The 18170-nt window shown below is 41.2% G+C and carries 18 protein-coding genes; 13 read left to right on the forward strand and 5 right to left on the reverse strand.

Features of this window, described 5'->3' with window-relative positions:
* Nucleotides 1-331: 331 nt before the first annotated feature.
* Together LPA49_RS07700 and LPA49_RS07705 are read right to left on the reverse strand one after the other, a co-directional pair.
* Nucleotides 332-1402, reverse strand: a complete 1071-nt coding sequence (locus LPA49_RS07700) for a PepSY domain-containing protein (protein WP_230236281.1) — start codon at nucleotides 1400-1402, stop codon at nucleotides 332-334.
* Nucleotides 1403-1463: 61 nt separating this feature from the next.
* The gene (locus tag LPA49_RS07705; RefSeq protein WP_036972835.1) at nucleotides 1464-2324 is read right to left on the reverse strand and encodes a cation diffusion facilitator family transporter; all 861 of its coding nucleotides are present in this window, start codon (nucleotides 2322-2324) and stop codon (nucleotides 1464-1466) included.
* A 166-nt stretch (nucleotides 2325-2490) separates the two neighbouring features.
* Here LPA49_RS07705 and LPA49_RS07710 point away from each other — a divergent pair, with 166 nt between their 5' ends.
* The 10 genes from LPA49_RS07710 to LPA49_RS07755 all read left to right on the forward strand — a co-directional run bounded on the left by LPA49_RS07710 (nucleotide 2491) and on the right by LPA49_RS07755 (nucleotide 12497).
* On the forward strand, nucleotides 2491-2706 hold the full coding sequence (locus LPA49_RS07710) for a hypothetical protein (protein WP_230236283.1): 216 nt from the start codon (nucleotides 2491-2493) through the stop codon (nucleotides 2704-2706).
* 237 nt (nucleotides 2707-2943) lie between these two features.
* Complete coding sequence (locus LPA49_RS07715; RefSeq protein ID WP_230236285.1) at nucleotides 2944-4071, forward strand: efflux RND transporter periplasmic adaptor subunit; 1128 nt, start codon at nucleotides 2944-2946, stop codon at nucleotides 4069-4071.
* Nucleotides 4072-4080: 9 nt separating this feature from the next.
* Nucleotides 4081-7194 carry an efflux RND transporter permease subunit gene (locus tag LPA49_RS07720; RefSeq protein ID WP_230236287.1) on the forward strand — a complete coding sequence of 1038 codons (3114 nt, stop codon included), beginning with the start codon at nucleotides 4081-4083 and terminating at the stop codon, nucleotides 7192-7194.
* Between the two features lie 138 nt (nucleotides 7195-7332).
* Nucleotides 7333-7818 carry a GNAT family N-acetyltransferase gene (locus tag LPA49_RS07725; RefSeq protein WP_065979309.1) on the forward strand — a complete coding sequence of 162 codons (486 nt, stop codon included), beginning with the start codon at nucleotides 7333-7335 and terminating at the stop codon, nucleotides 7816-7818.
* Nucleotides 7819-7921: 103 nt separating this feature from the next.
* Nucleotides 7922-8428 (forward strand): hypothetical protein, encoded by a 507-nt coding sequence (locus tag LPA49_RS07730; protein WP_230236289.1) that lies wholly within the window; start codon nucleotides 7922-7924, stop codon nucleotides 8426-8428.
* A gap of 15 nt (nucleotides 8429-8443) precedes the next feature.
* On the forward strand, nucleotides 8444-9055 hold the full coding sequence (locus tag LPA49_RS07735) for a superoxide dismutase (protein ID WP_075593316.1): 612 nt from the start codon (nucleotides 8444-8446) through the stop codon (nucleotides 9053-9055).
* A gap of 75 nt (nucleotides 9056-9130) precedes the next feature.
* The gene (locus LPA49_RS07740) at nucleotides 9131-10480 is read left to right on the forward strand and encodes a DNA-3-methyladenine glycosylase 2 family protein (RefSeq protein WP_230236291.1); all 1350 of its coding nucleotides are present in this window, start codon (nucleotides 9131-9133) and stop codon (nucleotides 10478-10480) included.
* Complete coding sequence (locus LPA49_RS07745; RefSeq protein ID WP_230236293.1) at nucleotides 10477-10950, forward strand: methylated-DNA--[protein]-cysteine S-methyltransferase; 474 nt, start codon at nucleotides 10477-10479, stop codon at nucleotides 10948-10950. Before LPA49_RS07740 ends, LPA49_RS07745 begins: the two co-directional genes overlap by 4 nt.
* A 54-nt stretch (nucleotides 10951-11004) precedes the next feature.
* A complete protein-coding gene (locus LPA49_RS07750) occupies nucleotides 11005-11847 on the forward strand; it encodes a transporter substrate-binding domain-containing protein (protein WP_230236295.1) in 843 nt (280 codons plus the stop codon).
* 65 nt (nucleotides 11848-11912) lie between these two features.
* Nucleotides 11913-12497 carry a thymidine kinase gene (locus LPA49_RS07755; protein ID WP_065979110.1) on the forward strand — a complete coding sequence of 195 codons (585 nt, stop codon included), beginning with the start codon at nucleotides 11913-11915 and terminating at the stop codon, nucleotides 12495-12497.
* Here the strand turns inward: LPA49_RS07755 and ltaE are convergent.
* Complete coding sequence (gene ltaE, locus LPA49_RS07760) at nucleotides 12480-13487, reverse strand: low-specificity L-threonine aldolase (protein ID WP_065979111.1); 1008 nt, start codon at nucleotides 13485-13487, stop codon at nucleotides 12480-12482. The two genes, LPA49_RS07755 and ltaE, sit on opposite strands and share 18 nt — an antisense overlap.
* Nucleotides 13488-13497: 10 nt before the next feature.
* The gene (gene rlmF / locus LPA49_RS07765) at nucleotides 13498-14403 is read right to left on the reverse strand and encodes a 23S rRNA (adenine(1618)-N(6))-methyltransferase RlmF (RefSeq protein ID WP_230236297.1); all 906 of its coding nucleotides are present in this window, start codon (nucleotides 14401-14403) and stop codon (nucleotides 13498-13500) included.
* A gap of 378 nt (nucleotides 14404-14781) precedes the next feature.
* Between rlmF and LPA49_RS07770 the strand changes: the two genes are divergently transcribed.
* The 3 genes from LPA49_RS07770 (at nucleotide 14782) to LPA49_RS07780 (ending at nucleotide 16740) form a co-directional block, all read left to right on the forward strand.
* Nucleotides 14782-15216: a hypothetical protein gene (locus LPA49_RS07770; RefSeq protein WP_230236298.1), complete on the forward strand. Its 435-nt coding sequence runs from the start codon at nucleotides 14782-14784 to the stop codon at nucleotides 15214-15216.
* Between the two features lie 143 nt (nucleotides 15217-15359).
* A complete protein-coding gene (locus LPA49_RS07775; protein WP_155950861.1) occupies nucleotides 15360-15530 on the forward strand; it encodes a hypothetical protein in 171 nt (56 codons plus the stop codon).
* A 295-nt stretch (nucleotides 15531-15825) separates the two neighbouring features.
* Nucleotides 15826-16740, forward strand: coding sequence for an alpha/beta fold hydrolase (locus tag LPA49_RS07780; RefSeq protein ID WP_230236300.1), 915 nt, complete (start codon nucleotides 15826-15828; stop codon nucleotides 16738-16740).
* Here LPA49_RS07780 and LPA49_RS07785 read toward each other — a convergent pair.
* Nucleotides 16661-18145 (reverse strand): sulfotransferase, encoded by a 1485-nt coding sequence (locus LPA49_RS07785; protein ID WP_230236302.1) that lies wholly within the window; start codon nucleotides 18143-18145, stop codon nucleotides 16661-16663. The genes LPA49_RS07780 and LPA49_RS07785 overlap by 80 nt on opposite strands.
* Between the last annotated feature and the right edge of the window lie 25 nt (nucleotides 18146-18170).

Below are 18170 nucleotides of genomic sequence, written 5' to 3' on the forward strand. Positions count from 1 at the left end.
TAGAGATGCCTTGAATGAAAGCACTTTGAATTAACTTACTTGGTGCCGTTGTATTTCTAAGCGGCACCCAAATAAGTAATAAAACAATAGAGGTAGTCATAACTACAATTTGGCCCACTCTTTCTTTTGTATTGTTGGTATTAAAACCTATTTTACACATCAATCAATAATACTGGGTATGCTGAACTATCATGCTTTGCCCGAGAATATGAGCCATTCAAGGTGGCTAAATACAGTAGTATAATTAGCCAATGTAAACACTTCTTTTTGCTAAAAGCAGTGATATGCTCGGGGGTTCATGTTTTATCAGTTTAAGTTTAATTACGCGTTATTATCTAAAGTGGCGTTTGTACCAAAAGTAAAAACCCGACACAGTAAAAAATAAAGGTGACAGGGCAAACACAAGCCACAGTAACTGCACAATAGGTCCCGCAAAATCGCCAATATGGAATTTGTATTTAAAGTGCCATGTTTGTGTTGTCCACGAGCTTTTGCTGGCGTCGTAACTCGCGACGATATTGGCTGTATACGGGTTGGCCCATACCCAGCTATAGGCATGGCTTTCACCAGGGTTTTCGATGCGAAAACCAATGTTGTCAGTCGGTTTTTTAGGTAAATAAATTCTAAACAGTTTACCTTCAGGAAAAACAGTGAGTGCATTGTTATAGGCTTTTTGTACTTGATAAGGTGTTGTTTCTGAAGGGGGCAGCACGTCAGGTGGTTTAGGTCTGTCTTCAACCGTGCCTTGCATTACAAACTCTAATACCGCTTTAGTTTCTGTCTTCCAGTTAAACGCCATGCCTGTGTATGCTATTAAAATAAGTGGCAGCAATAAATAGACGCCCAGCACGGTATGAAGTTGGTACATTAATACTCTAAATTTGGCTTTTGGTTTTATAGCTAGTCGCTTTAAACGGTTTTTAGGTTTAATCCAAATGTAAAACCCTAGTAATATTTCTAAAATAAGAATAAGCGCGCATAGTGAAACCCAGTTCCTTAAAGGGTGGTTTTTGTCGCCATCTTCGTAAAGCAACCAACGATGTAGCGCCATGGTAAACCCATACACCGTGCTGTAATAATCGTATTCGTATAAAATATCACCGGTGTAAGGGTTAACGCTCACATAACGATTATTGGCAAGTTGTAGTTGCCAAGCAAGATCATCACGCGCCTCAGGCATTAATAAAGTAACAGGTTGTTTAGTTGTGTTTGATACGCGTGCTATTAGTGGGTCAAAAGCGAGCGGTGAAGCTTGTGGAGTCACCGTCCATTTATCACTTTGTGTAAGGTACTGAATATCTTTTGCGTAAATAAGTAATGCGCCTGTTAAACTCAAGCAAATCAAAAAAAGGCCGCTTACTAAGGCAAGGAGTAAGTGCGTACGGCGTAACCACAACTTCAAGAGGTGTTCCTTTACTTTGTTTTAAATACAAAGGTAAATTGTAAATGATAACAAGTAACATTTACACTAAAACTTGCTCAATAGTACACGCCTTAATAGCAAACTTATCCTGTAAAAATTGACGAATTTCATTGTTGTCGATTGTTTGGTGGGCATAAAACTTTAGTTCGCAATGCACGGTGTGTTCATCAAGCTGCCATGCTTTTATGTATTCAATATTTGAAATAGGAAATGCGCTTATCAGTTGTTCAGATACATGTGTTGATTCGCAGTGACTTGGTGCAACTTGCATTAAAATTTTACTGCTGGCAATTAAGAGCAATACGCCGTGGTATATCACATACACAGAGATAAGAATGGTCGCAATAAGATCGACAATATACCATTGATATAAAATGATCAGAGAGCCGGCAATAATAACGACGACAGAAGCCATAGCATCTGAAAGATTATGAATAAACGCAGCACGAATATTCATACTTTGATTAGCGCCAGCACGGTAGGTAAGGAATGCCGTTACTAGGTCAATAATCAGGGCTAACCCTGCAACCCAAATAACGATCCAGCCATCGATGGGTTCTGGATTTAGGTAACTTTTTATTGCTTCAATGACTAAGTAGCCACCAATTACAATTAAACTCAGGCTATTAAAAAGCGTGGCTAAGATTTCGGCGCGTTTATAGCCATATTGATATCGATTATTTGCTGGTTTAGCCCCAATTTTGCGTGCTATTAACGCAATAAATAACGATGATGCGTCACTTAAATTGTGCAGTGCATCAGCAATGAGCGATAGGCTTCCAGAAATGAGCCCCCCCACAATTTGTGCAAATGTAAGTAACACATTAATTAATACAGCAAGTAATAATTGCTGTGTGCTTTTGCTTTCTGCATCGTGATGGTGGTGATGTCCGTGTCCCATAAGCATACCTAGTTGCTGATTTCTTTATTTTTATATCATGTGAGCATCGCTTTTAAAACACTCGTTAGCAGTATGCATGTATGGGGTGTTTCGTGTTTAGGTTTTACTGTTCAAATAAGTACTAATTTGGTAAGTTAACGCCGTTGTACCAATTATTAGGTGTTACGTGAAAGCAGCATTTGTTATTTTGATTAGTGTGTTATTGCTCCAGCCGTTGCTGGATAGCTTTGACGTGGCTGATCATAATGTTGCATTTAATCACACCTCAGCCCTGCTTTTAGAAGAGCTGGATCTTGAAGCCCACTGCGCAGCTAATGGCGATCATCAACAGCATCAATCTGAGCATGCCGAGCTTGCTAAACAGTTATCTGACTCCGCCTAAAAAGGCCATTGTCATGTGTGTCACAGTCCTGCATTTGTTGATTCATTTACCCTTTCTGAACCCGTTTCAGTTTATTTTGCAAAAATTGAATTGTTAGAGCTTAATTTTAAGTCGGCAGATCTAACACCACTTCATCGCCCCCCAATCGCCTCTCTTACTTAACACTTTATTCCCTTGTGTTTGGGATTATTTTTTAAGGCAAGCTTGGGCTTAGCCTATTTTAAGTAAGAGAAAATTATGTATTTAAGAAATTTTATGCGCTACGCATTGTCGTGCGTATGCTTTATATATGTCACAAACAGTTTTGCGTCAGAGCAACTGCATGACCATCAAGAAAATGCACAAACACCACACATTAACGAAGTAACCTTAACGCCACAGCAACAGCAATTAGCGAATATTAAGGTCGAACGCCTTGCACTCAAAACACACAGCCAAACCGTGTATGCACCGGGTGAAGTTAAAGCCAATGGCTATGCCAGTTATGTGGTTGCCCCTCGTGTTGATTCTATTGTTGTAAAACGTCACGCTTTACTGGGACAGCATGTTAATAAAGGTGATCCCTTGGTAACCTTGTTTAGTGGAGAGGTGGCAAGCCGACAAACCGAATTTAGGTTAGCCGAAGCTGAGTGGCAGCGGGTGAGTAAAATGACCCGTGGTACGGTGAGCGAAAAGCAGCTGCTTACTGCTAAAGCCGAGTACGAAGTGGCATACAGTCGCCTTGTCGCGTTTGGATTGTCTAAACACGCAATAGAACAAACACTGACTATCTCGCCTGAAAAACTCGGTGAATATACCTTATTTGCACTTACTTCGGGTGCTGTACTCACCGATAATTTTTCACAAGGTCAACGTGTCGATTCAGGTATTGAATTAATGCTCATTGCAGATGAATCTGCGCTGTGGGTAGAAGCGCAACTTTCCTCAAATCAAGACCGCACGATTGCCAATGGCTCTGTTGCAACGATGCAGGTAAATGGCAACCGTTACCACGCTAAAGTTATTCAAGAGGCGCACACTATTGATGAGCAAACACGCTCACGGACAGTGCGGCTTGAAGTGAAAAATACCCAGCACAGCTTACACCCGGGCATGTTTGCAGATGTGTATTTTCACTTTACAACAGAGCAAGCTGTGCTTGCGGTTCCCGAAAACGCGTTAACACGCAGTGCCGATGGTGATTGGCAAGTTTTTGTGGTTGATGATGATGGTGGGTTTATTGCCAAAGAGGTGAGCGTAGGTCGAAATTTAGCACAATACCGTGAAATATCAGGTATTGAGCAAGGGGTTAACGTTGTTACTCAAGGCGCATTCTTTGTTGCTTCACAGCTCGCAAAAGGCGGGTTTGATCCGCATAACCATTAGAGGTGCCGCATGTTTAATTTATTAATCGAGTCGGTGATAAAAAACCGTTTCATCGTGCTATTAGCTTTACTTGCGACTATTGCTCTGGGTGCATTAATGGTTCCAAAACTGAACTTAGATGCGTTTCCTGATGTGACAAATGTGCAGGTAGCTGTTAACACCGAAGCTCCTGGGCTTGGAGCTGAAGAAGTCGAGCAACTTATTACATACCCAATAGAAGCGGTAATGTACGCACTACCTGACGTTGAACAAGTGCGATCGATTTCAAAAACAGGTTTGTCGGGCGTGACGGTGGTGTTTAAAGAAGGCGTTGATATCTATTTTGCGCGGCAGTTAGTGTTTGAGCGCTTACAATCTGCTAAAGAGCTAATCCCTAACGGACTTGGCATGCCTACCATGGGGCCTAATACCTCTGGTCTTGGGCAAGTTTATCAATACTTACTTGAAGCAAAGCCCGATGCTGACATTGATAGCATGGCGCTGCGAAGCCTAAATGACTGGGTGGTTAAATTATTACTATTACCCATTGATGGTGTTACTGATATTTTATCGTTTGGTGGCGAAGTAAAGCAGTATCACGTTAACCTCAATCCTAACAAATTACTTGCCTATGACCTAAGCCAACAAGATGTAAGCAATGCATTGCAAGCAAACAACAGGAATGTTGGCGGTTGGTATATGAACCGCGGTCAAGAGCAATTAGTTATTCGTGGCACTGGTTGGTTTTCGACCGGTGATAAAGGCCTGAGTGAAATTGCGCAAACCCCCATCAAAACGATTGATGGCATCGTAATTAAAGTCACTGATGTTGCAGACGTACAGCTTGGGAGTGAAATACGCCAAGGGGCAGTAACCTTATCGACTCGCGATGAAAATGGTGATGTTGTTAACCGAGGCGAAGTTGTAACTGGCGTGGTATTAAAAAGGATTGGTGCAAATACGAAGCAGACCATCGATGGTATTAACGAGCGTATTACAATGATCAACCGCGCGTTGCCTGAGGGCGTCAAATTCACGCCTATTTATAACCAAGCGGCACTTATTAGCCACGCGGTACAAACCGTTATAGATGCATTGTTACTTGCATTTATATTTATAATCATAGTGTTAGCGCTATTCTTGTTAGACTTAAGAGCAACATTCTTGGTTTTGCTGTCCATTCCAATTTCAATCGGCTTAGCGCTCAGTATTATGGCTTGGTTAGGGCTGTCGGCCAATTTAATGTCATTGGGTGGTATTGCTGTGGCTATTGGTATGCTGGTGGATGGCTCTGTTGTTATGGTTGAAAACATTTTTCGTCATCTAGGGCTAAAACATAATCAGGGTAAATCAAGCCGTGAGCTGGTTGCTGTTGCAGCAAAAGAAGTTGCTCGGCCAGTTTTCTTTGCGTCATTGATTATTTTAACGGTATTTTTGCCTTTATTCAGCTTTGAAGGCGTCGAGGCAAAGCTGTTCCAGCCTATGGCCGTCAGTATCATGTTAGCGATAGTAAGTGCCATGATTGTTGCCTTAGTCGTTGTGCCTGCGCTAAGTGTGTACTTATTTGCTAAAGGCGTGACAGTTAAACACAGCAAGCTGCTACAGCCCATTGAAAGGCTGTATCAACGAGCGTTACGACAAGCGTTACAAGCAAAACGGCTGGTGCTTGCTATTGCTGCTTTGTTATTGGTTACAGCCGCTATTTTACTTCCAAGGTTGGGGACTGAGTTTGTGCCCGAACTTGAAGAAGGTACGATTAATTTGCGGGTAACGCTTGCACCATCAGCCAGTCTTGAAACGGCAATCTCAGTGGCACCTAAACTGGAAGCCATGTTACTTGAATTTGCAGAAGTCGATTATGCACTTAGTCGGATTGGTCGAGCAGAAGTCGGTGGCGATCCTGAACCTGTTAACAACATAGAGATATACATTGGTCTTAAATCTCGCGAGCAATGGATAAATGCTAAAACACGTGTTGAACTCCAGCAGTTAATGGAAGAAAAACTTGAGCAGTTTCCTGGGCTCTTATTTAACTTTTCGCAACCCATCGCCACCCGTGTTGATGAACTATTATCGGGTGTAAAAGCACAGTTAGCAATCAAGTTGTTTGGTAGTGATTTAGCGGTGTTAAGTGAAAAAGGTCAGCAAATTGAGCAGCTAGTTAAACAAATACCCGGTGCTAAAGATGTGGCCATGGAGCAAATGGGCGGTGAGGCACAGTTAATTGTGAAACCTGATCGCTTAGCGTTATCGCGTTTTGGATTATCGGTTGCTGATTTAATGGAGGTTGTACAGCACGGAATTGGTGGACAAAGTGCAGGGCAAATTATCAATGCTAACGAGCGTTACGATATCTATGTTCGCATAGCAGAAAATTACCGGCAGAACCCGCGTGTAATTGCAGACCTTCGTTTACAAACCCCCTCGGGGGCGATTGTGAGAGTAGGTGATGTGGCTAAGGTAGCGATTGAATCAGGAGCATCCCAAGTACGCCGTGATGATGTACAAAGGCGCGTAGTTGTACAAGCGAATGTGCAAGGACGTGATATGGGATCTGTAGTTGCTGACATTCGCGCGATAATAGAGGATAAATTACAGCTACCGAGTGGTTACAGTGTTGCTATAGGTGGTCAGTTTGAAAACCAACAACGGGCACAGCAACGTTTAATGATTGTTGTGCCAGCGGCATTGTTACTGATTGCGCTATTACTTTATTTTGCATTTGGCAATGTATCGCAAGTATTACTTATTTTAGTGAATGTCCCTTTAGCGGTAATAGGGGGGATTGTGGCTCTGTTTGTATCTGGGCAATATTTGTCGGTACCAAGCTCTGTTGGTTTTATTACTTTGTTTGGTGTTGCGGTATTGAATGGTGTGGTCATGGTAGAAAGTATTAATCATCGCCTTAAGGGCAAAGACGAAGTAGATGACGCGGTGTTTGATGGGGCAACCTCAAGGTTACGACCAGTGTTAATGACCGCATTAACTTCAATGTTAGGGCTTATACCCATGCTATTGAGCACGGGAATAGGGGCTGAAATACAAAAACCACTGGCAACAGTGATTGTTGGCGGTTTGATCAGCGCAACATTTTTGACCTTATTTGTCCTGCCTGTTCTTTATAAGTCGATGAGTAATAAATAACTGCCTAAGTGGCTTATTTGCAGAGGGGCGTAATCGCCCCTTTTTTAGTACTGAGTAATTCTGTAAAGGGCGTTTACACAACACGTAAGCCCTTATAAACTGGGCGCTATAATAATGAAGTAACATATGGAACAGACCGTGAGCAATCAAATTTCAATTCGTCCTGCAGTACCGAGCGACGCAGCAACTATCCTACATTTCATCAATGAACTAGCTATCTACGAAAAAGAACCAGATGCAGTAAAGACTGATGAGAATGCTATTTTAAAAACTTTATTTAGTGAAGGTGCAACCGCTCACAGTGTTATTTGTTTAGAAGGTGACACAGCCATTGGTTTTGCCGTTTATTTTTATAATTACTCTACGTGGCTTGGTAAAAACGGTTTGTATTTAGAAGACTTATACGTCAGTGCTGATAGCCGTGGTAAAGGTGCAGGTAAAAAAATTATGCAATACCTTGCGAAACAAGCGCTAGAAAAAGACTGCGGTCGATTTGAGTGGGTAGTACTTGATTGGAATAAACCAGCGATTGATTTTTATGACAGCATTGGTGCTAAACCACAAAATGAATGGATCATTTATCGACTAACAGGGCAAGAGTTGATCGATTTTGCGAATCAGTAATATCACCAAATCACACAAATAATAAATATAAATAAAAATCATTTGCATTTATCGCTTTGTCTGTGTAGTTTTAATACACAGGTTTTAAGTGCAGGTGATTTTTATGACACACACAACACATCTCTCGGCCTTAGGTGCTCCAGTTATTGATGATGCATTAGCACCTTGGCAAAACGCTATTTATAACGGGAATCTGGCTTTTGAGTCTGGCGAATTAATCATTGCTTGCGATCACTACACGCAGGCAAGTGGTTGTGCAGAAACATTACTCACGCAATTTGTGAACTTACCACTAACCCCCACGGTTATTGACACATTAGAGCATTGTATTGCGGCCTTTGTAGTGGCGACTTTAAACCTTGCAGATACCTTTAAAGTTATGCAAAAACCTGAGCAAGCCTGTAGTTGGCTTTGCTATGCTCATCAACGGCTTAGTCATCTTTTAATGCACCCAGAGCAGCAAGTTCGCACACACGTATTACATCATCATCACAAAACGTATTTTGAGCTGGTGAAGTTTGCGAAAATGTCATCGGCATTTCCAACCCTCATCAATCGTATAAATCAGCTATTAGCTGAGCATCCCCACAAAACGCAGTTATTACATTAACGATAAGGAATCAGTATGCCTTTTACATTACCCGATTTAGCTTATGACTATGATGCACTCGAGCCTAATATTGATGCAAAAACCATGGAAATCCATCATACATTGCACCACCAAACTTATATTAATAAGGCGAATGCTGCCTTAGAAGGGAGTCATTATAGCGAGCAAGATGCCGAAACACTGTTGCGAACGATTGCTACAATGCCCGAGTCATTACAAAAGGCGGTGCAAGAGCATGTTGGCGGGCATCATAATCACTCATTATTTTGGCAAGTAATGACACCGAATGGGGTAGGCAAACCAAGCGGTGAATTACATACAGCGATCGTTGAAGCATTTGGCAGTTTTGATGAGTTTAAAGAGCAGTTTACTGATGCCGCTGTCAGTCGCTTTGGAAGTGGCTGGGCATGGTTATGTGTTGACGAAAATAATCAACTCGTTGTTGAAAGTAGTTTAAATCAAGACAGCCCGCTGATGCATAACCATACGCCTATTTTGGCTCTCGATGTTTGGGAGCATGCCTATTACTTAAAATATCAAAACCGCCGACCAGAATACATTGCTGCATTTTATAAAGTGATTAATTGGCCCGAAGTTGAGCGACGCTATTTAGCAGCGATTAAATAGTTAAGGTCCGAAACTGGCTAGTCAAAAAAATATATTCGGTTAAGCTATCGGTATTAGCTGATTACGAGAATCATTATGACTAGCCAACAATGGCGTACAGCAAGGCAAAGCCGTGATGCCCGATTTGATGGGGTATTTTTTGTCGCGGTAAAAAGTACCGGTATATATTGTCGGCCAATTTGTCCAGCACCGACAGCGCAAGAGAAAAATGTTGAATACTATCAGTACGCGCATTTAGCGGCACAGGATGGGTTTCGCCCTTGTATTCGGTGTCGACCTGATAGTGCACCGAATAGTCCCGCGTGGTTAGGAACTAAAACCACGGCGCTAAGAGCAAAGCAACTTATTGACAAAGGCGAGGCATATGATTGTGAAGTGCTGGCCGATAGATTAGGTGTGTCGAGTCGTTATTTGCGCCGTTTGTTTAATCAGCACTTTGGTCTTTCAATCACACAATATCGCTTATTCAATCAGTGCAATTTTGCTAAGCAGCTGTTACAAGAAACTGATTTATCGGTTGCTGACATCGCTTTTGCATCTGGTTTTAATAGTATTCGCCGTTTTAACGACGCATTTTTAAAGCAGCTTAATATTGCACCATCAAAATTGCGAAAAACCGACAAAAAACCAAGTGTAACGTTAAATTTAACCTTGGCGTTTCGTCCACCTTATAACTGGCAGGCTTTACATGGGTTTTTACAGCGCCGCTTAATTAAAGATCTCGAATGGCTTAGCGAAACAAGCTATGGGCGCACATTTAAAGACCTGCATTGCCAAGGGCAATTTACTGCTCAATTTGTTGAACAAAAAAATCATTTTAAAGTCACGATAGATATTGATAACACCCGCTATTTACAACAAGTGATCCATAACATTCGTCGTGTACTTGATTTAGATGCTGATACGCACACGATTGAAGCCCATTTAAATGCCGAACTTAATAATGCCATGCCATTGACACAAGGCTTACGCTTACCCGGTATTTGGTCGGATTTTGAAGCGGGTATTCGCGCAGTCTTGGGTCAACAAGTGAGTGTGACTGCTGCGCACAACTTGGTAACTAAGCTGGTCGCTGAGTTTAATCAAGCGAGTGATACCGTGTTTTTTCCATCTCCAGAATGGCTTGCCAATTCAGAATTGAGCTTCTTTAAAATGCCTCAATCACGCAAAGACGCTTTAAACCGGTTAAGTGCGTATTGTCATCAACATCCTGATAATCAAGAGCTTGATAATTGGCTGTCACTAAAAGGGATTGGCCCATGGACAGTTAATTACGCTAAGCTGCGAGGTCAAAGTAACCCTGATATTTTACTTGCCGGTGACTTAGGCATTAAAAAAGCTTTAGCAGAGGTAGGTGAATTTGATAGTGAGCGCTGTGCACCTTTTCGTTCTTATTTAACATTTCAACTATGGCAACAATTATGAAAACGCAACAAGTTATTATGCCAAGCCCACTTGGCGATATTACCATTCAAAGCACCTCAAAGGGCGTCAGTTATGTAGGTTTTTATCCTGTTGTTGCCATGCAAACTGAAACCGTTAACGAGCATACACTAACCCCGATTTTAATATGCATGAGCGAGCTTAACGAATACTTCAAGGGCGAACGTACACATTTTAGTGTGCCGCTTGACACACAAGGGACGGCGTTTCAGCAATCAGTGTGGCGTGCGCTAATGGGGGTTGAATTTGGTAAAACCAAGAGTTACCTAGATATAGCACAGGCTATTAATAACCCAAAAGCGGTGCGTGCCGTGGGCGCAGCCAATGGTAAGAACCCAATTAGTATCATAGTGCCATGTCATCGGGTAATTGGTGCAAGCGGAAAGCTAACGGGGTATGCCGGTGGACTAGACCGTAAAGAATGGCTACTTAAACATGAAGGAATTTTGTAAAAATCCTGTTTTTACTTCTACACTGTTATCAGTTGACTAAATTCGTAGTTTATTATGACAGTGACGTTGTTTTTTATTAGATTTTTACTTGTTCTTTTTATCGTACTTTCTCTGCATTGTCAGGCGAAAAGTAGTGCGCCATTGCCTCTGACCTTATGTTATGCAGACCACACACAAGCACCTCTGTTTGTTGGTGCTAAACATGAAATACCCCTTGTTGAACCTACGGCGCAATTAGCGGCGCTTGCTAAACTTGATAATGCACTTGAATCCGTGACTTTTAAGTTTGTAAAAATGCCATGGTCGCAGTGCATTACAGCGATTAAGCAGGGTCGAGTCGATGCATTTATAGCGGGATTTAGCCCACAAAAATCCCGTTATGCTGTATTTCCGGTTACTGATAAAGGTGTACCGATTGCTAAATTTGCCTTTGCAAGAATGAGCCAATGCTTAATTGGAAATCGTCGCTTTCATACCAAATGGCAATCTCGTGAAGTGTTACAATCAAAGGCATTTTCTTTGGCCGTTGCAAATGGGCTTTTTGTGGGAGAAGCAGCCAGCGAAGAGGCGTTTTTTATTGAACACACGTTTACTCAGCAGCAGGCTATAGAGCGCGTATCTGAGGGGCGAGCCGATGCGGCTTTAGTGCTCTGTCAAATCGAAAATAGTAAACTTGATTTATCGGTATACCATCGACAGAAGCTGGCACCTGTCTATCCGCCTTTAAATACGGTGACAGCGTACTTGGCTTTTTCAAATGAGTTTTATGTTAAGCATCAGAATGAGGCGGTTGTTATTTGGCAGCAACTTTTAAAGCAGAATATCCCATTGACCTTTGCAAAACAGATGCAAAACTCCCCTCATTTTGAGATGAGCAGCTACGGTGCAAAAGAGTAAGGTAATAGATGATGTTATTGCACGATTAGGGTAGCATATTGCGACTTTAAACTTTGGGCAACATCATGGCACAGCTGTACTTTTATTATTCTGCAATGAATGCGGGTAAATCAACCACACTTTTACAATCGGCATTTAACTACCGTGAACGTGGTATGGAACCAGTGATTTTAACCGCTGCGATTGATGACAGAGCGGGCGTTGGCAAAGTATCGTCACGGATAGGTTTACAAGCTGATGCACATATTTTTGATGCCGACAAAGATGTATTTGAGCTAATCAAATCGTTGAACGATCAGAAAAAGCGTCATTGTATTTTAGTTGATGAGTGTCAGTTTTTGTCTAAATTGCAAGTGATGCAATTAACCGATGTGGTCGATGAACTGGGCATTCCTGTTCTTTGTTATGGTCTTCGTAATGATTTTAGAGGTGAGTTATTTAGTGGCTCGCAGTATCTTTTAGCGTGGGCGGATAAACTTATTGAGCTAAAAACCGTGTGTCATTGCGGTCGTAAAGCAAACCACGTTTTACGCACCGATGAGCAAGGCAATGCGATTGCTGATGGTAATCAAGTTGAAATTGGCGGCAACGACCGATATGTATCGGTGTGCCGCAAACATTATAAAGCCGCGTTAAATCTCTGCCGCTAAAGCATCAATAAAGCAGTTAATATCGTGCTTAGTGACCCCTAAATGCGTCACTAAGCGCAGTGGTTTGCCTGCTGAAAACAGTATATTTTTCTCTTTTAGCTTATTAGCAACAGCTTTTAAATCAATAGCTTCATCGACATTTGCGTACACAATGTTGGTATCGATTTGAAAAGGTGTGGTATCAAAGCCAGATAATGAATTTAATTTTTCAGCGAGATAAGCCGCATTATCGTGATCGTCACTTAGTCGGGTGACATGATTCTCAAGCGCATATTGCCCCGCTGCGGCAAGCATACCCGCTTGGCGCATACCACCACCAAGCACTTTACGCCAGCGGCGAGCTTTATCAATGAGTGCTTTGTTACCCAATAATAATGAACCCACAGGGGCGCCTAATCCTTTTGATAGACAAATAGACACTGAATCAAAGTATTGGGTGATTTCAGTAATATCGACACCTAACTTAACTGCTGCGTTATACACTCGCGCACCATCAAGGTGAAGTGCAAGGTTGTGTTTATTAACACATTCTCTTGCTTGTTCAAGGTAACTTAATGGCAGTACTTTGCCTCCAATGGTGTTTTCAAGGCTGAGTAGTTTCGTTTTTGCAAAGTGAAAGTCATCCGCTTTAATAGCTGCAACCACCTTGTTTAAATCAATGGTGCCATCGGCGTTATTTTCAATCGGTTGTGGTTGAATCGACCCAAGTACGGCGGCACCGCCACCTTCAAACTTATAGTTATGTGCTTGTTGGCCACAAATGTACTCATCACCACGTTCGCAATGCGCCATTAAAGCAAGTAAATTTGCTTGCGTACCAGAGCTGCAAAAAAGCGCACTTTCGAACCCATGTCGCTCAGCAGCAACGTGTTCTAATTGGTTAACGCTTGGGTCATCACCGTAAACATCATCACCAACGGCAGCATTATTCATAATTGCACGCATATCGGCTGTAGGTTGAGTGACTGTGTCTGAACGAAAGTCGATCATGTTATTACCCTTATACAAGTTGGTTAAGAATGGCTTCGCGGTCTGCTTGGTCAAAGTAACTCCAAGCGATAAAGCGGCTTATTTTTTGGCCTTGTGCCATTTTTATTGTTTTAACGTCTTTGACATCAAGCGATGCGAGTTGTTTTTTGAGTTGTGGGAGTGTTTCTGACTTTGATACTAAAGACGTAAACCAAATACACTGCTCACTGAACTCTTGGCTTTCGGTGATCATTTTACTGATGAACTCGCGCTCGCCACCTTCACACCAAAGTTCGTTTTCTCTGCCCCCAAAGTTGAGTTCTTTTTTAGGGGTTTTATTTAAATTTTTCCACTTACGCTGTGAACCTGCTTGTGCCTGCTGTTCATTGGCATGAAATGGCGGATTACATAAGGTTAAGTGGAACACATCTTTATCAGTGATAACGCCTGTAAACATTTTATTGCTGTTATCTTGTTGCTTTACTGATATTTTCAAACGGTTAAATTGCGCAATTTGCTTGGCAATTTTAACGGATAAGGTATCGATATCAGACCCTGTAAAATGCCAGCCATACTGATGTTGACCAATTAACGGGTAGATCAAATTTGCACCTGTGCCAATATCCAGCACTTTAACTTGCTTACCTGTAGGGATTCTACCTTGGTTATCACTGGCTAATAAGTCTGCTAGATGATGAATATAATCAACCCGACCGGGTACAGGAGGACACAGATAATTGTCGGGCAAATCCCAAAAATCAATTTTGTAGTGGCTTTTCAATAATGCTTGGTTAAGGGTTTTCACTGCCATTGCATCTGAAAAATCGAGAGTCTCACTGCCGGTTGGGCTTTGTGTTATAAACTGAGAAAGAGCCGGAGTATCTTTACATAATAGAGTAAAGTCGTAGCCATTGAGGTGGCAATTTCGCGGATGCATTAAATAAACCTATCTGTTAGCAATGTTCAGTACAGATTGTATCAAATTAATCATTACAAAGTGTTGTTTTTAGGTTTTTTTAAACAGGCAGGGTGGTCAGAAATTTTATTGGTTTCTGTTAGCATAAAATGACTAAAAACCAATTTTCATGCATTTAACTTTCTGATTTTAAACGTTAACTGAATTCACAAAGGTAAGCTAAGTGATAAAGTCATGTGTGTTCTTAAATGCAGTTTATCTGTTTGATAATCGAGGCAAAGTAATCTTTTCATTAATACGAGTCATAAAACGGCTATGAGTAATAATTCAAAGCTGGTAAATTTTAATTTCAACTAACTGAAAAGTAATAAAAATAATGATAAAAAAATACTTAAAGGAATGAGTATAACGCTCTTAGTTATAATTTGCTTGTTTGTAATCCTAGCGGTTTGGACTTCATTTAAAGCCTCAGGATATAAAGAAACAGCGATACCTTATTTAACCCCGGCATTAACTGAAATATCTAAATGGGACGCACAAACATTAAAAAGTTACATGACCCCAACCTCAATTGAGGGTGTTTCAGATGACGACTTGTCAAAAATTGTTCGAGCTTTTTCGAAATTAGGCGATTTGAAAAAACTCGGTGAGTATCAATTTATTAATGTCAGCACTAAAGCTGTAACAGGCGATGGTTCAGGTACTTTTGTTACTTATAAAATCCCAGCTTCTTTTGAAAATGGTGAAGCACAAATAACAGTGACTTTAAAAGAAGAGGGTGAATCGTTTTCCATTTATCATTTCAATATAAATTCAATGGCAATGATTGAATGATAATTAAAGGTAAACTTTAACCGCTACGAGTAAGTAAGACTTTCGGCTGATTTGTGCAGAGGGAAAGCTAATTGTTTGCTTGTCTCTTTATGTGTAATATTTAGGTACTAATGTGTTGAGTGATCATTTTCAAAGGAGTGTTTATGTCTAAATTTAAAAAAGTTCTTATAGCCTTGGTAATATTGGTAGGGCTTGGGGCCATCGCTAAACAATATAATGAGCAAAATCACATGGAAATGGCCATAGAGCAATGTGGCGACAAAGACAGTATCGCACGGGTGGACTCTAAGGGTTTCGAGTGTAAAAAAACATAGCAAGGTAATCACTTTTCACAGTTGGCTTTCATCCTGAGTTGCATGTTTAGCCAACTGTGAAAAAACGATAATAAGGGCGTTGTCCATGTCCGCTTATCGTCTTTAAGCATGCAACTCAACTCAATTTCATTTGGTTCATTCCGTTATATTTTTATTAAAACTCCCGCTCTTACGTTTACAAAGTCTTGTTGTATTTAAGGGCTACTTACTTGATCACATCATGCTTGCTTTGCTAGTAATACTGACGTAACGTATTGCTGGTACGATGAGTTTATAATAATAAAAAAGGTCAACCGTGACATTAAAACAACAGTCTGTATTTATAAAATTAGCTGAAAATCAAACCCTCCATATGCGCCGTATTTGTAAAACTGATGCAACCGGGCCTGCGGTGTTTTTTATGCATGGTGCAGTCGAGAATGGCAAAATTTTTTACACTCACAGCAATAAAGGTTTGGCACCGTTTTTAGCTGGACAGGGTTATGTGTGCTACGTGGCTGATTTACGGGGCCGTGGTGAAAGTAAACCTGCCATATCAAAATATGCGAGCTACGGGCAAACCGAAGCCATATTAGAAGACATCCCCGCTTTTTTAGCAAAAATAGAACAACTTGAAGGTGCACCCGCACGTTATTGGGTTGCCCATTCATGGGGTGGGGTATTAATGAATAGCGTATTTGCGCGCTTTCCTAATCTAATTAATGATGTAAGGGCTTGTGCGTATTTTGGATCAAAGCGCACGCTTTATAATCATCACCCAAGCAAATACATCCAAGGTAATTTAATTTGGTATGGTTTAGCACCTTTAATGGCGAGAAAACACGGGTTTGTGCCTGCTAAAAAATTGAAATGGGGAAGTGACGATGAAACGCGTAAGTCCCATTATCAAAGTATGCAATGGGCTAAGCGCAAGCCCTGGGTAGACTCAGATGACGGCTTTGACTATGCAAAAGCGCTGCAAGATATAGCTCTGCCCCCTATTTTTCATGTGGCGGGTATAAAAGATAAGGCGCTTTGCCAACCGATTGACATTGAAAAGTTCATGGCTGAGTCAGGTGTAGGTGTGCAAACAATGACAATTTATGGTCGAAAATATGGTCACAAGGTGAATTATGACCATATTAATATGCTTACTCACCCTGAGGCGCGCCACGATCAGTTTGCTGATCTTCTTGAGTGGTTTTCGGCTCATTCACAAGGCGATTCATAGCCGTTTCGTAACGCTTATATTTATCTTTAGCTTTGTCAGTTAATGGTTGTCTGACTGCTGCTTTACTCAGTGTTGCGACTGGCTTATTCGACTTGTAAAACTCTAAAAAGCGATTACTGTACTTAACGCCTAAAAATTCACACAGAGCACTCAACGTTTGCTCAGGCTCTGTGACGAGTAGCTCATATTGTAAGTCAAAAAGTGCATCGGGCATTACGCTATGCCAGTGCGACATAAGTTGCTGATATAAATCGTAATACTGCTTAAATTCAGACAATGAGCAAAAGTAGGGCTCATTTTCTGCAAAGTAATTACTAAATACTGACCACGCAACAGCCTGATAATCACGTTGTATATTTATAAATTTTGCGTTTGGAAATAATAGATAGATTAATCCAAGTGATTGATAATTTGCTGGCAGCTTATTGATCATATACGGGCGTACATGGGGAGATTGCTTTAATCTTTCTATATAGATATCGCGCGCCGTACTGATCAGCTTTTGATCCAGTTTAGATAGGCACTCGGGGTAAGGTAATTGAGTTTGTTGCTCAATATACGCAACAACCTGATTGCTGATACTGGCATCTTCTCCTAGGCTTGCAAAACTTTCGTGACTAACTAGCATTTGTTCAAGCAAAGTAGAGCCACTTCGTGGCATGCCGATAATAAAAACAGGGGTGATCGTGCCCGTAAAACGTTTATCGCGTGAATCAATTAACGTTGCATCACTTTGGCTGATGATTTGCTGATAAAAAGGGGCGAGTTCATTGGTTTTAAACGTAGTCAGTTGTGACTGTAGTTTATTAGCGAGGGTAAAATAATTAAATGCTTGCTCGGTATCATCTAATAAATCATAGCTTTTACCTAATGCGTAGTAGCAGACCATTTTTAAACGTAAGTTATTGGTGAGTGTTAAAAAGTGATGCAGTTCATTGAGGTAGTTTTGCTCGTGATTAAAGCGAGAAAATTGCACAAGCTCAAAAAGTATATAGGCCTTAACTGGGTAATCACCCATGGCGAGCGCTTGTTGTAAAATACCATAGGCTTTGTCGAGTTCACCATAGGTTAAATAGTGTTGAGCTAAAAAGTAGTGAGGCTCTGGGTTATGACTTGCTATTGACTTTGCATATTCAAGTACAGTGAGCGCATCTTGAGGTGAATGCACGCCATTAAACGCATCGGCAAGTGCATGCAACGGTTCAAGCAGATAGGGAAGCCTTTCACACGCGCGCTGCAACAGATATACAGCAGCATCATAGCGCTCTAATCGAAGTGCGATTCTGCCTAAACCAAACAATGCTTCACCATTTTCAGGGTTCGCATCTAACAAGGCTTTAAAATGAAACTCAGCTTCTTTTAGTTTGTTTTCAGCAAGTAATTGATTGGCTTTTTCTAGCAGCATAAATACTCTGAAGCGCAAATTAGAG

The organism is Pseudoalteromonas sp. MB41, from assembly GCF_020966275.1.
GTDB classification, from domain to species: Bacteria; Pseudomonadota; Gammaproteobacteria; order Enterobacterales; family Alteromonadaceae; genus Pseudoalteromonas; species Pseudoalteromonas lipolytica.